This is a genomic window from Gillisia hiemivivida (assembly GCF_007997295.1).
Taxonomy (GTDB): Bacteria; Bacteroidota; Bacteroidia; order Flavobacteriales; family Flavobacteriaceae; genus Gillisia; species Gillisia hiemivivida.
In genome coordinates this window covers 150,577-163,457 of sequence record NZ_VORY01000004.1, presented here as the reverse complement: position 1 = coordinate 163,457, position 12,881 = coordinate 150,577, and the positions used below count along the sequence as shown (strand labels likewise).

The following is a 12,881-nucleotide window of genomic DNA, read 5'->3' as shown; positions in this document are numbered from 1 at the left end:
GGGTCTAATTCACTGTCCCGATAGCTCCTATGTTTGCTTTGTTATAAAACTCAGAAAATTCCTTGTTGGCTAGCCCTAATTTTCTTGATTTAGACGCCAATGCTTACTCCACTACTATCTACTTTATTCCCATTGTCTAAGTAAAAATCGATACGGCCTAAATAAAGACCGTAGCAGCCTACCTGATTAACCAATACCTTTTTACCTTCAAGATTTTGGAGGATCGTCGGTTTATTTAGGAACGTGTGGGTATGCCCACCAATGATCAGATCTATATCTTTTGTTTGATTTGCTAGCAGCACATCAGATATTTTAGATTCATTTTTGTATTCATAACCCAAATGAGATAAACAAATTACAAGATCACAATTTTGTTCTTGTTTTAAAATCCGAGTCATTTCTGTAGCGATTTCCACAGGATCCAAATACTCGGTTTCTTTATAAAGACTCTCGTTTACCAATCCTTTTAGTTCTACACCTACGCCAAAAACACCAATCTTCACACCATCTTTCTTGAAAATTTTAAAAGGAGAAGTTTGACCATCCAAAATGGTATTGCTGAAATCGTAATTAGAAGATATAAAATCGAATTCGGCATGCGGCATCTGTGATAGAAGTCCGTTTAAGCCATTATCAAAATCATGATTCCCCAATGTTGCGGCATCATATTTCAATTTACTCATTAGCTTAAACTCTAATTCCCCTCCATAAAAATTGAAATACGGAGTGCCCTGAAATATATCCCCTGCATCTAGAAGTAACGTATTTGGATTTTCAGCTCTAATTTGCTCTACTAATGTGGCTCTTCTTGCAACACCGCCCATGTTAGGGTTTCTAGGGTCATTTGGTCCAAGAGGTTCTATATGGCTATGCACATCGTTGGTGTGCAAAATGGTAATATGCTTCTTGGTGTTTTCAGAAAAAGAAAGCGATAACCCACCCAATCCTATAAAAGCTCCGGTTGCAGCTGTTTGCTGAATAAAATTTCTTCTTTTCATTGTTTAAAGAATTTGGATGTATCGGTTATCTATAGTAGCTCTAAGAGTGTCCACTTTTTTGAAATGATCTATGATCGCATTTCTAAGCTTGTAGTCTATTTTATGCAGGTTTATAGGATTTTTTAGAAATACCATATTGTCGCCACCCTGTTGTAAATAATCTGAAGTTGCTACGAAATAAGTTTTTTCAGCCTTAATAGATTCTCCTTTAATAATTGCACTTATGGTTTTGAAATCTTTATCAACTTTTAATTCGAGTCCGCTTATAGGATGTGCGGTTTTTGCGACTTCAAGATAGCTAAGCATTTCAAGCATTTTTTTTCCGGAGATCTCTACTACTACGATCTCATTTTCAAACGGCATTAGTTGAAACCCCGTTCTTGAAGTGACAGCACCTTTCCCGATTCCAGACCTGATCCCGCCCTTATTTAGAAGAACCATGTCTATTTTGTTCCCGGTACGAGATCTAAAAATTGGATTTGCCTGCTCCATTACCAGATCTGCCATCATATTCCCTAAAGCAGTATTAAGCTTTCCATCACTTTTGCTTAAATTACTAGGATTGTAGGCTAAAGTGCTATCTAAGGTGTTATTTAAATGAAGTGCATAAGGCTTAATAAATGCTTCAATTTCCGGATTGGCAGGAATTGTTTTATTAATAGGGATTCTTTTTCCAGTTATTGAAGAAGGTGAGGAGGTAATATGGGCGTTGTTCTTACAGGCAAATATCGACAATAAAAGCAGTAAGAAGGAGTAGAATCTAATTGTCATTAATACGGGTTTAATCAAAAGGCACAAATATAAACAGATATTTGAAATGATATTTCTCTAAAACGCTTACTTTTAAAATCTTGAATCTTAATGTAGATTGGTTATAGTGAAACTAATTCAGAAAAAAAATCAAGGAAGTAGTCCCCTCTTAACGTATTAATTATCCCTATGCAATTAAGAATAATAAGTTCAATTGGCTTTTTCGCCTTATTGATGGCTAGTATATATGCATTAATTGCTAATATATTTTGGTTGGATATCGTGAGCCATATTGGGTACTATATTTTTGCTTTTCTGTGGTTCATCCATCAACGAAAGGCTTATAATTTTTATTTCTACTTATTTCTAGGCCTAACTTTAATTTCCTATTCGCTGGGAATGTTTAATAAATTTTGGGTGTTTGGTGATGTCGCCTTGCTTCTTCAGGCAGTAAGCTTTCTTCCATTAATTATGGAAGCTACCAAGCATTTTAAGTTAAAAAACATGAGTTATTTTATGGTGTTATACCTTTTTAGTATAATTGGTTTAAATACTTATTTGTTATTGCTTCATATTAACGAAATGAAAACTTACATCTCTGGTGATGTAACTTCCACAATTTATACTTTTTATTATCTTAATCTTGGAGCATTAGGCATTACGGCAATGGTGTATTATTTGAACTCTTTTTCTAAAAAATCTATGTATTTTATTTCATTGGCAATTAGTATAATATTTGCCAATATACTACGAGATATGGGTGTTTTCTACTTTAAGGATATCAGTGTGGAGATTGCTGAAAGTATTATAAGAATGGGAAGTGCGTTGTTTCTAGTGCTCTTTTTTATTACTTCGGAAAAAAGACTGAAGTTGGATGATTTCACGTAAATAAGTTTTTACATTTAGATATGATTAAAGGCCTTAAACGTTCTCTTGCCAAAAGAAGAATTTCCAATTCTAACAGAGAATCTTCAGTTGAATTTAAAATGCCAATAGCATCTGCTGCAGTATTATTGAATTCAGATAATATAAAGGCATTGCCGGTTTTATTGAAATTGAAACAAGAATTAAATCTGAAGAATTCAGATTTTAAAGTTTTGTTATTTAAGAAAAAAGAAGAGAATTTCCCTGAATTTGACGGCTTAACTTTTGTTGAAGAAGACTTAAATGTTTTCGGGAATTTCAATAATAAAGAATTGTTGGAGTTTAGCAAAAATAACATCGATTTACTTATTACTTTTGCAGGAGAATACAATTTGGAATTAAATCTTTTAACGGCAACTTGTAATGCAGGTTTAAAAGTTGGGAATAACCCAAAACACGAGAAAACCCTGGATGTGGTTATAAATTCTGGAGATGAAGTAGAGCTCTTTGCTTCAGAATTAATAAAAATTTTGAAACAGTTTAAAAAAAATTAGAATGAATAGATTTATAGGTACCGGAGTTGCAATTATCACCCCTTTTCAAGAGGATTTTACGGTAGATGTAGAAGGACTTAAGAATTTGGTGAAAGATCAAATTGAAAATGGGATAGAGTATATCGTAGTTCTTGGAACCACCGGGGAAAGTGCAACTTTGAGTGACTCTGAGAAGGAACTAGTTAAAAAGACAATCATAGAAGCTAACAATGGGAAATTACCATTGGTTTTAGGGATTGGCGGTAACAATACTGCGGCTTTGGTAAATGAGTTTAAAAGTACAGATCTCGATGCATTCGATGCTATTCTTTCTGTTTCTCCATACTATAACAAGCCATCTCAAGAAGGGATCTATCAGCATTATAAAGCATTGGCAGCGGTTTCAGCAAAACCAATAATTATATATAATGTTCCTGGGAGAACAGCATCCAATATTTTACCAGAAACCATTAAAAGATTAGCAACAGATTTTACAAATATCATTGGCGTTAAAGAAGCTGCAGGAGATTTAGTACAAGCGATGAAACTTATTTCTTTGGTTCCAAAAGATTTTCTAGTGATCTCTGGCGATGATATGATCACCTTACCAATGGTGCTAGCAGGAGGTCACGGAGTAATATCGGTTATTGGGCAAGGTTTGCCGAAAGAATTCTCCCAGATGGTTCGTTTGGGATTAGATGGGAAGGTGAAAGAAGCCTATAAGTTGCATTATAAAATAGCGCCTTCTATAGATATGATCTTTGCTGAAGGCAATCCAGCAGGAATTAAATCGTTACTAGAAGCAAAGAATTCTTGTAAACCAGTAGTTCGCTTACCGCTAGTGAAAGTTTCAGATAAACTAAAGCAGGAAATACAAGCATTCGTAGATCAATTTTAATCCCTCATGGAGGGTTTAATTCTTCGTGGCCTGTCCGAAACATTCAGGCGGGTTTGTATCGAAAATTTAAAATTATATTTCTCCCGAAACATAGGGATATATCTCGTGGGCTTGCTCCGAGGTTCTTGATTACCTGGGTAGTGCTATTTGCTAGGTTTTAAGTTTTTTAATATCATAGAAAAGAGTACTTTTGCAAGATGTTTTTACTAAGTATGAAAAAAGGTTTATTATTATTGGGTGTGTTTTTAATGCTGGCGTCTTGCAGTGAATACCAAAAGGTACTAAAGAGCGACGATGCAGGTAAAAAATACACATTGGCAGAGGAGCTTTACAATCAGGCAATTGTAGAAAACAGTAAGTCTACATTTAGGAAAGCACTTCGTATTTTTGAACAAATAGTTCCACAATATAGAGGGAAGCCTCAAGGTGAAAAATTAACCTTTTTGTATGCAGATACTTATTATCAATTAGGCGATAACCAATTAGCTGGATACCAATTCGAGCGTTTTGTGGCATCCTACCCAAATAGTGATAAAGCAGAAGAAGCTACTTTTAAAAGCGCGAAAAGTTATTACTTAGATTCTCCTAGTTTCAATTTAGATCAAGCAGAGACGGTAAAAGCGATTGGGGAGCTACAAAAATATATAGATAAATATCCTAACGGAGAGTTTTTAGACCAGGCTAATAATTATGTAGCAGAGTTACGTATTAAGCTAGAGAAGAAAGCCTATGAGATAGCTAAGCAATATCACCATACCGAGAATTATAAGTCGGCTATTGTAGCCTTTAATAATTTTATTACAGAGTATCCTGGTTCTCCTTTTAGAGAAGCAGCCTTTTATTTTCGATTCGATTCTGCTTACGAACTGGCAATAAACAGTTACGAGGTTTTAATGCAAGAAAGATTGAATACAGCAAAAGGATATTACACTAACTATAATAAATATTATCCTGAAGGAAGTGTATATTACGAACAGATACAAATAAATAATCAGGACTTAGAATCGAGATTACAAAATTTTTAATAAGATAGATGATGGATTTAAAAAAGATTAATGCGCCAATTAATACTACTACAATTGACAAGAATTTAGTAGATGCTCCAACAAATAATATTTATGAAGCTATTTCTGTGATCGCAAAGAGAGCTACTCAAATAAACTCTGAGATCAAAAAAGAGCTTTTGGAGAAATTGGACGAGTTTGCTACTTACAACGATAGCTTAGATGAGGTATTTGAAAATAAGGAGCAAATAGAAGTGTCTAAATTCTACGAAAAATTGCCTAAACCACATTCTTTGGCAGTTCAAGAATGGTTAGATGATAAAATTTACTACAGAGATACTTCTGAATCTTCTGAAGCATAAGTTAAGATGGGAGTGCTAGAAGGCAAGAAAATACTGTTAGGAATAACTGCCGGTATCGCTGCCTACAAGACAGCCTCTTTGGTAAGATTATTTATAAAAGCCGGAGCACAGGTCAAAGTTATTATGACCCCTTCGGCTAAGGATTTTATTACCCCACTTACTTTATCCACACTTTCCAAAAATGAGGTAATTTCTACCTTCACATCAAATGAAGATGAGAATGCCACTTGGAACAATCACGTAGAACTCGGCCTTTGGGCCGATTTTATGCTTATAGCCCCTGCCACAGCCAACACCTTATCTAAAATGGCTTTAGGCACTAGTGATAATATTTTACTGGCAGCATATCTTTCAGCTAAATGTCCGGTTTATTTTGCACCGGCAATGGATCTGGATATGTACTTACATCCTGCAACCAAAACCAGCTTAGAAACTTTACGATCCTACGGAAATATAATGATCCCAGCAGAATCTGGGGAACTTGCAAGTGGCTTGGTGGGAGAAGGTAGAATGGCAGAACCAGAGAATATAGTGTCTTTTCTGGAAAAAGACCTTTTATCGCAATTACCTCTTCGGAATAAAAAAATACTTATTACTGCAGGACCAACCTACGAAGCTATAGATCCTGTAAGATTTATAGGAAATCATTCCAGTGGAAAAATGGGATTTGAGCTTGCCAAGGAAGCTGCAAAATTAGGAGCACAGGTAATTCTTATAAGCGGACCTACTTATTTACAATTGGAGTCTTCCAGTATTAAGCTTATTAGAGTTACTAGTGCTCAGGAAATGTACGAGGCAGCACATACTTATTTTGAACAGCAAGATGTTGTTATAGCTGCAGCAGCAGTTTCAGATTATAAGCCGAAGGAAGTCATAGATCAAAAAATAAAAAAGAAGGAATCTAATTTGAACATCGAGTTGATTCCTACTCAAGATATTTTAGCCTCCTTAGGTAAGATTAAAGAACACCAAAAACTGATTGGCTTTGCTTTAGAAACTAATAATGAAGTAGAGAATGCAAAATCTAAACTAGAAAGAAAGAATTTAGACTTTATCGTGCTCAATTCTCTTCAAGATACTGGCGCCGGCTTTGCAAAGGACACTAATAAGATCAGTATAATTTCTAAAACTGAAATTAAAAATTTCCAGTTAAAGTCTAAATCTGAAGTTGCACAGGATATATTAAAGGAAGTTATATCTTTATTCCATGAGTAAATTAATTTTGATACTAGGTTTGTTCTTTTATGTGTCTCTTGCGAGTGCACAGGAACTTAATTGTGAGGTAATTGTAAATGCAGAGCAGACCGGGCAAAGTAATTTAACGGTTTTTAAAACCCTGCAAACTTCCTTGTCAGAATTTCTTAACCAGACGACTTGGACAGGAGCATCTTACCAAAGTCAGGAACGCATTAATTGCAGTGTTTTTATAAATATCTCTAGTTTCGATAATGAATCTTTTATTGGAACTATCCAAGTGCAATCTTCAAGACCGGTCTTCGGGTCTTCTTTAATTTCTCCGGTTTTCAATTTTAACGACGAACAATTCGCATTTACTTACCGTGAATTCGAACCATTAAATTATAGCGAGAATACTTATTCTTCGAACCTGGTTTCTGTGATCTCTTATTATGTTTATACCATATTAGGCTTAGATGCAGATACATTTGAATTAGAGGGTGGAACTCCTTTTTATGAAGAAGCAAACAGAATAGTGACCACCGCGCAGCAGGGTAATTCTTCTGGTTGGAGAGGATCTGATGGAACACGTTCCAGATATAGATTAAATGCAGATCTTTTGTCTAATTCTTTTTTAGGCTATAGAACAACTTTGTATCAATATCATAGATTAGGTTTAGATACCATGCATAAAGATGTGGCAAAAGGAAAACAAGCTGTTGCAGCTTCAATTTTAAATCTACAGAAGATGAGTGAGAGCCGGCCAAACTCTTTATTAATGAGAGTTTTCTTTGATGCTAAAGCTCAGGAATTAGAACAGGTTTTTAGTGGCGGTCCAAGTGTTCCGGTTACTGAATTAAAAAAGGCTTTGAACGAAATAGCTCCTTTATATGCAGAAAACTGGAGCAAGCTTCAATTCTAGCAATTTCCCTTTTGATTCCGAAGAAATTCTCACGTATCTTTAGCTTCAAAATTATAACACCTTGCTTACCGAATTATCCATAAAAAATTACGCCTTAATTGAAGATATAAAAATCAATCTTCAGCAGGGCTTTACCATAATAACCGGAGAAACCGGCGCCGGAAAATCTATTATGCTTGGGGCTTTGGGCCTTTTGCTAGGGAAAAGGGCAGATTATAGCGCGATAAGAAATGCAAAGAATAAGTGCATCATAGAAGGTGTGTTTGATATTTCCAATTACTCCTTGAAAAGCTTTTTCGAAGCCGAAGATCTGGATTTTGAGGAACATACTATCATTAGAAGAGAGATTTTAGCTTCAGGTAAATCCAGAGCATTTATAAATGATACTCCTGTTACCTTACCAGTTCTTGTAAAATTGGGAGACTTTTTAATAGATATTCATGGGCAGCACCAAACCTTAAGTTTAGGTGAAAACCAATACCAGTTTCAGGTATTGGATACCCTGGCTAAGAATCAAGAAGTTCTTCAGAAATATAAAAAAGGATTAAAGGAGCATAAAAAACTACAACAGCAACTAAGTGTTTTAAAAGAAGATCAGTCTCAAGCCCTAAAAGAGCATGATTACAATCTTTTTTTACTGAATGAACTGCAAGAAGCGAAACTTAAGGCTGGAGAACAAGAGGAGCTGGAAGAACGCTATGAAGAGCTCAGTAATGTGGAAACACTCACAGAACATTTAAGTTTTGCGGTAAACCAGATCCAACAAGAGGAAATAGGAAGCCTGTCTGGGCTTAAAGAAGTGAAAACAAATCTTTCTAAGATCTCCAAATTTTCAGCGAACTATGCTGCACTGCAGGAGAGAATTGAGAGTGTGATTATAGAACTGGACGATGTAGCGCAAGAGTTGGAGAATTCTTTAGAGCGGGTAGAAGCCAATCCTGAGGAATTGGAACAAGTAAACTCGAAATTGCAACTTATTCATAATTTACAGAAGAAACATGCGGCGGGGAGTGTAGAGGAATTATTAGAGATCACGAATACCTTAAATGAAAAAGTAGCACTTACAGAAAATGCCGATGCCGATCTTGAAAAGCTGCAGCAAGAGCTTTTAAAAAGCAGAAAGGAATTGGAAAGAATTTCTTTAGAGATATATAATAATCGAAAAAAGATCATTCCAGACTTTATTACTACCGTAGAAAGAATTGTAGCAGAACTTGGAATGCCAAATGCACGATTAAAAATTGAGCTTAAACAACAATCAGAATTCTTTGCTAATGGGCAAGATATTTTAAATTGGTATCTGTCTGCAAATAAAGGAGGAGATTTTAACGAGCTTAAAAAAGCAGCTTCTGGGGGTGAACTTTCACGGATCATGTTGGCGGTAAAGAGTATTCTTGCTACGCAAAGTAAGTTGCCAACTATCGTTTTTGATGAGATAGACACAGGGGTTTCTGGAGATATCGCACAAAAAATGGGAGATATCCTTCAAAAAATGGGCTTGAGTATGCAAGTAATTGCGATCACCCATTTACCACAAATTGCAGGGAAGGGAAGCAAACATTTTAAAATATTCAAGGAAGATATCGGCGAAACTACCGTTACAAAAATTGAAGAACTTGCAACAGAAGATAGAATAGAAGAACTCGCAATGATGCTTGGTGGGAACACTAAAAGTGAATCGGCGATGGCACATGCAAAAGCCCTTCTAAATTAATTCAAGTTTGTTATATTTGCCAGCTAATACAACTCAAAAAAAACAACATACATGTCATACAATCTACTTAAAGGGAAAAGAGGAATTATTTTTGGAGCTTTAGATGAAAATTCTATCGCCTGGAAAACTGCTGAGCGGGTTCATGAAGAGGGAGGAAGTTTTGTGCTTACCAATGCACCAATTGCTATGAGAATGGGGAGCATTAATCAGCTTGCTGAAAAAACGAATTCTCAAATTATACCTGCAGATGCTACGAAAGTAGAAGATCTTGAAAATTTAGTAGATAAAGCTCAAGAGATCTTGGGGGGGAAATTAGATTTTGTATTACATTCTATAGGAATGTCTGTAAATGTGAGAAAAGGAAATCATTATACAGATATGAATTATGATTTTACTACCAAAGGTTGGGATGTTTCTGCGGTTTCTTTCCATAAGACAATGCAAGCGCTTTACAAAAAAGATGCAATGAATGAGTGGGGGAGTATTGTGGCATTAACGTATATGGCAGCACAACGTGTGTTCCCGGATTACAATGACATGGCAGATAACAAAGCATATTTAGAATCTATCGCACGTAGTTTTGGATATTTCTTCGGAAAGGATAAAAAAGTAAGAGTAAATACTATTTCTCAATCTCCAACCCCAACTACAGCTGGACAAGGAGTAAAAGGATTTGATGGTTTTATCGCGTATGCCGAGAAAATGTCGCCTCTTGGAAATGCAACTGCTATAGATTGTGCTAATTACACGATTTCATTATTCTCAGATCTTACCAAAAGAGTAACTCTTCAAAATCTTTACAATGATGGTGGATTCTCTAATATGGGTGTAAGCCAGCAAGTAATGGAAACTTTTACGAAGGATATGGATTAAGTTTTCTCATAATAATATTAAGGAGCTGTCCAGAAGGTATTTGCTGTGTGTCATCCTGTCCCGAGGCTTCGGGAGTTTCAGGATCTTAATTAGAAGCTGAAAACTCCCGAAGCCTCGTGACAGCTTGACGTTAGTCATTACTTTTGGACAGTTTTTTTGTAATCTTAATTGAAATATCATTTTACTTAAGTTTGTAATTTTAAGAAATGCAATTAGAATATTCTTTTATAATCCCTGTTTTCAATAGGCCAGATGAGATCCGAGAGCTTCTGGAAAGCATGAAGGAATTAGATTTTGATGGCAGTTTTGAAATAGTGATCGTGGAAGATGGTTCTAGTATTTCTTCGGAAGAAGTACTAGAAGACTTCAAAGACAAATTGAATATCAGTTATTATTACAAAGAGAATACTGGCCCCGGAGATTCCAGAAATTATGGAATGAAGCTGGCTAAAGGGAACTATTTCCTTATTTTAGATTCAGATGTAATACTCCCGAAAAATTATTTGCAAGAAGTAGATTCTTTTTTATCTACAAATTATTACGATTGTTTTGGTGGCCCAGATGCGGCACACGAAAGTTTTACAGATCTTCAAAAAGCGATCAATTACTCGATGACTTCCTTATTGACTACAGGAGGAATTCGCGGGAGCAAACAAGCAGTAAATAAATTCCAGCCGCGAAGTTTTAATATGGGCTTATCTAAAAAGGCATTTTTAGAATCTGGTGGTTTTGGATTGATCCACCCTGGGGAAGATCCAGATCTTGCATTGCGCTTACTTAAAGAAGGTTTTAAAACCATCCTTATTCCCAAAGCAGTAGTCTTTCACAAACGAAGAATAGATTGGAATAAATTCTATACGCAGGTGAATAAGTTTGGGATGGTACGTCCAATTTTAAATTCTTGGCACCCCCAATCGGCTAAGATCACTTTTTGGTTTCCCACTTTGTTTATTTCTGGATTTGTTTTTGCAGTTATTTTATGGCTGCTAGGATTTTCTTTTTTAATATGGCTTTATCTGCTCTATTTTTTAATAATTGGAATAGATGCCGGAATAAAAAATAAAAGTGGTTATATTGGAATTGCTGCAATAATAGCAACATTCATTCAGTTCTTAGGATATGGAGTGGGATTTTTAAACTCTATTTGGAAACTGAAATTTTTAAAAATGCAACCTCAGGAAGCATTCCCAACTCTATTTTTTACAAATGAAAACTAAATTAAAAGACAAAAAACCATGGATTAAAAGAGGGCCTTTAAAGACCTTCTCATTTTTTCTTGGATTTTCTGCAGTGATATGGGTGGTTGTTCAATTTTCCAAGGAATATACAGAGGTGATAGAAATGCCTATTATCTATACCAATCTTCCCAAGGATAAAATCCTGGTAGGAGATACTCCAAAAACACTGGATCTTAGAATTAGGGACCGCGGTTTTTATATTGCATGGAACAGAGTGTTTCCTCAGAAAATCACCATAGATATTAGTGATGCCAGCGAAGAAGGAAAATCTTTGGTCTATGATCTTGAGCTACAAAAAGCAGCTATTTTATCTCAGTTAGATCTAGATTATGAAAAAGTTGTTTTTCTTCAGAAGAATATAAAAATAAACTTTGAGCAGCGAGCGGTTAAAAAAGTAGCGATTTTATCCTCCATAGATCTCAGTTTTGCGGTAGGTTATTCAGCATTAGAAGAAATAAAACTACAGCCAGATTCTATAATGGTAAGTGGAGCCGCTACCATTTTGGATACGCTAAAAACGATAAAGACCAAATCTTTAAAGATCAATAATATTAGTAATGATGTGAAGGGGAAGGTGAAACTGGAAACTGGGAACCTCAAGGAGGTTTCATTATACCAAGAAGAGGTAAATTATTCTGTTAGAACCGAAAAATTTACAGAAGGGAAAGTGGAGATCCCTATAAAGCTACTGAATGTGCCAGAGGGAACCAATGTTGTTATCTTTCCAAAAGATGTTGTTATTTATTACCAGGTGAGTTTAAAAGATTTTGAAAAAATTGACTCCTCTTCATTTTTAGTTGCTGTAGACTTTAAGAATGCAAAGGACAGCGACGGGTTTCTGATAGCTCAAATTCTAGAGGAACCAACACAAGTAAATAACATTCGACTTAACGAGAAGAAAATTCAATTCGTAATTAAAAGATGAGGATTGTAGGACTTACCGGTGGGATGGGTAGTGGGAAAACCACTGTAGCTAATTATTTTAAAGAATTAGGAGTGCCTATCTATATTGCCGATGATGCTGGGAAAACTTTAATGAATACCAACCCAGAGGTTAAAGCTAAGATCAGCTCATTGTTTGGGGAACAGGCTTATAAGGATGGGAATTTACAGAGAATATATATATCAGATCAAGTTTTTGATTCCCCAGAAAAACTTCAGGAATTAAACGAAATTGTGCATCCAGCAGTTGGTTCAGATTTTCTTAAATGGAAAAACAAGCAAGACAGCTCTTACGTAATCTACGAAGCCGCTATTCTCTTTGAAACTGGAGGCTATAAAAAATGTGATCTTGTAGTTTTAGTTACTGCTCCTATGGAAGAACGCATTAAAAGATTACAGGCTCGAGATAAAAGTTCTTTAGAAGAAATTGAAGCGAGAATGAAGCATCAATGGAGCGATGAGAAAAAACGAAAATTGTGTAATTTCGAGATAATTAATAAAAATCTCGCTTCAACAAAAGAGCAAGTGCGAAATCTTCATGAAATTCTGATAAACACTGGTAAAAATTAGCCTCAGTTTTGTTAACATTTGGTTAAAGGGGTGATTC

The 12,881-nt window shown here is 35.4% G+C and carries 14 protein-coding genes; 12 read left to right on the top strand and 2 right to left on the bottom strand.

The window, feature by feature from the left end; genetic code table 11:
• Positions 1–89: 89 nt before the first annotated feature.
• Positions 90–998: a bifunctional metallophosphatase/5'-nucleotidase gene (locus tag ES724_RS06100; RefSeq protein ID WP_146930973.1), complete on the bottom strand. Its 909-nt coding sequence runs from the start codon at positions 996–998 to the stop codon at positions 90–92.
• Positions 999–1,001: 3 nt separating this feature from the next.
• Positions 1,002–1,769 carry a 5'-nucleotidase C-terminal domain-containing protein gene (locus ES724_RS06095; RefSeq protein ID WP_146930970.1) on the bottom strand — a complete coding sequence of 256 codons (768 nt, stop codon included), beginning with the start codon at positions 1,767–1,769 and terminating at the stop codon, positions 1,002–1,004.
• Between the two features lie 168 nt (positions 1,770–1,937).
• Here ES724_RS06095 and ES724_RS06090 point away from each other — a divergent pair, with 168 nt between their 5' ends.
• The 12 genes from ES724_RS06090 (at position 1,938) to coaE (ending at position 12,844) form a co-directional block, all read left to right on the top strand.
• Positions 1,938–2,636 carry a hypothetical protein gene (locus ES724_RS06090; protein ID WP_146930967.1) on the top strand — a complete coding sequence of 233 codons (699 nt, stop codon included), beginning with the start codon at positions 1,938–1,940 and terminating at the stop codon, positions 2,634–2,636.
• Between the two features lie 20 nt (positions 2,637–2,656).
• A complete protein-coding gene (locus tag ES724_RS06085; RefSeq protein WP_146930965.1) occupies positions 2,657–3,166 on the top strand; it encodes a DUF6913 domain-containing protein in 510 nt (169 codons plus the stop codon).
• A 1-nt stretch (position 3,167) separates the two neighbouring features.
• Positions 3,168–4,043 (top strand): 4-hydroxy-tetrahydrodipicolinate synthase, encoded by an 876-nt coding sequence (gene dapA, locus ES724_RS06080; protein ID WP_146930962.1) that lies wholly within the window; start codon positions 3,168–3,170, stop codon positions 4,041–4,043.
• Between the two features lie 197 nt (positions 4,044–4,240).
• Positions 4,241–5,068 carry an outer membrane protein assembly factor BamD gene (locus tag ES724_RS06075; RefSeq protein WP_026837933.1) on the top strand — a complete coding sequence of 276 codons (828 nt, stop codon included), beginning with the start codon at positions 4,241–4,243 and terminating at the stop codon, positions 5,066–5,068.
• An 11-nt stretch (positions 5,069–5,079) separates the two neighbouring features.
• Positions 5,080–5,409, top strand: a complete 330-nt coding sequence (locus ES724_RS06070; RefSeq protein ID WP_026837934.1) for a DNA-directed RNA polymerase subunit omega — start codon at positions 5,080–5,082, stop codon at positions 5,407–5,409.
• 6 nt (positions 5,410–5,415) lie between these two features.
• Positions 5,416–6,624, top strand: coding sequence for a bifunctional phosphopantothenoylcysteine decarboxylase/phosphopantothenate--cysteine ligase CoaBC (gene coaBC / locus ES724_RS06065; protein ID WP_146930956.1), 1,209 nt, complete (start codon positions 5,416–5,418; stop codon positions 6,622–6,624).
• Positions 6,617–7,507 (top strand): type IX secretion system protein PorD, encoded by an 891-nt coding sequence (gene porD, locus ES724_RS06060; RefSeq protein ID WP_146930953.1) that lies wholly within the window; start codon positions 6,617–6,619, stop codon positions 7,505–7,507. Before coaBC ends, porD begins: the two co-directional genes overlap by 8 nt.
• 61 nt (positions 7,508–7,568) lie before the next feature.
• Positions 7,569–9,221, top strand: coding sequence for a DNA repair protein RecN (gene recN, locus ES724_RS06055; RefSeq protein ID WP_146930950.1), 1,653 nt, complete (start codon positions 7,569–7,571; stop codon positions 9,219–9,221).
• A 51-nt stretch (positions 9,222–9,272) separates the two neighbouring features.
• Complete coding sequence (locus ES724_RS06050; protein ID WP_146930948.1) at positions 9,273–10,094, top strand: enoyl-ACP reductase FabI; 822 nt, start codon at positions 9,273–9,275, stop codon at positions 10,092–10,094.
• Between the two features lie 206 nt (positions 10,095–10,300).
• Positions 10,301–11,311, top strand: coding sequence for a glycosyltransferase (locus tag ES724_RS06045; RefSeq protein WP_146930945.1), 1,011 nt, complete (start codon positions 10,301–10,303; stop codon positions 11,309–11,311).
• Positions 11,301–12,257, top strand: a complete 957-nt coding sequence (locus ES724_RS06040; protein WP_146930942.1) for a CdaR family protein — start codon at positions 11,301–11,303, stop codon at positions 12,255–12,257. The genes ES724_RS06045 and ES724_RS06040 overlap by 11 nt, the downstream gene beginning before the upstream one ends.
• Positions 12,254–12,844 (top strand): dephospho-CoA kinase, encoded by a 591-nt coding sequence (gene coaE / locus ES724_RS06035; protein WP_146930939.1) that lies wholly within the window; start codon positions 12,254–12,256, stop codon positions 12,842–12,844. The genes ES724_RS06040 and coaE overlap by 4 nt, the downstream gene beginning before the upstream one ends.
• Positions 12,845–12,881: the final 37 nt, after the last annotated feature.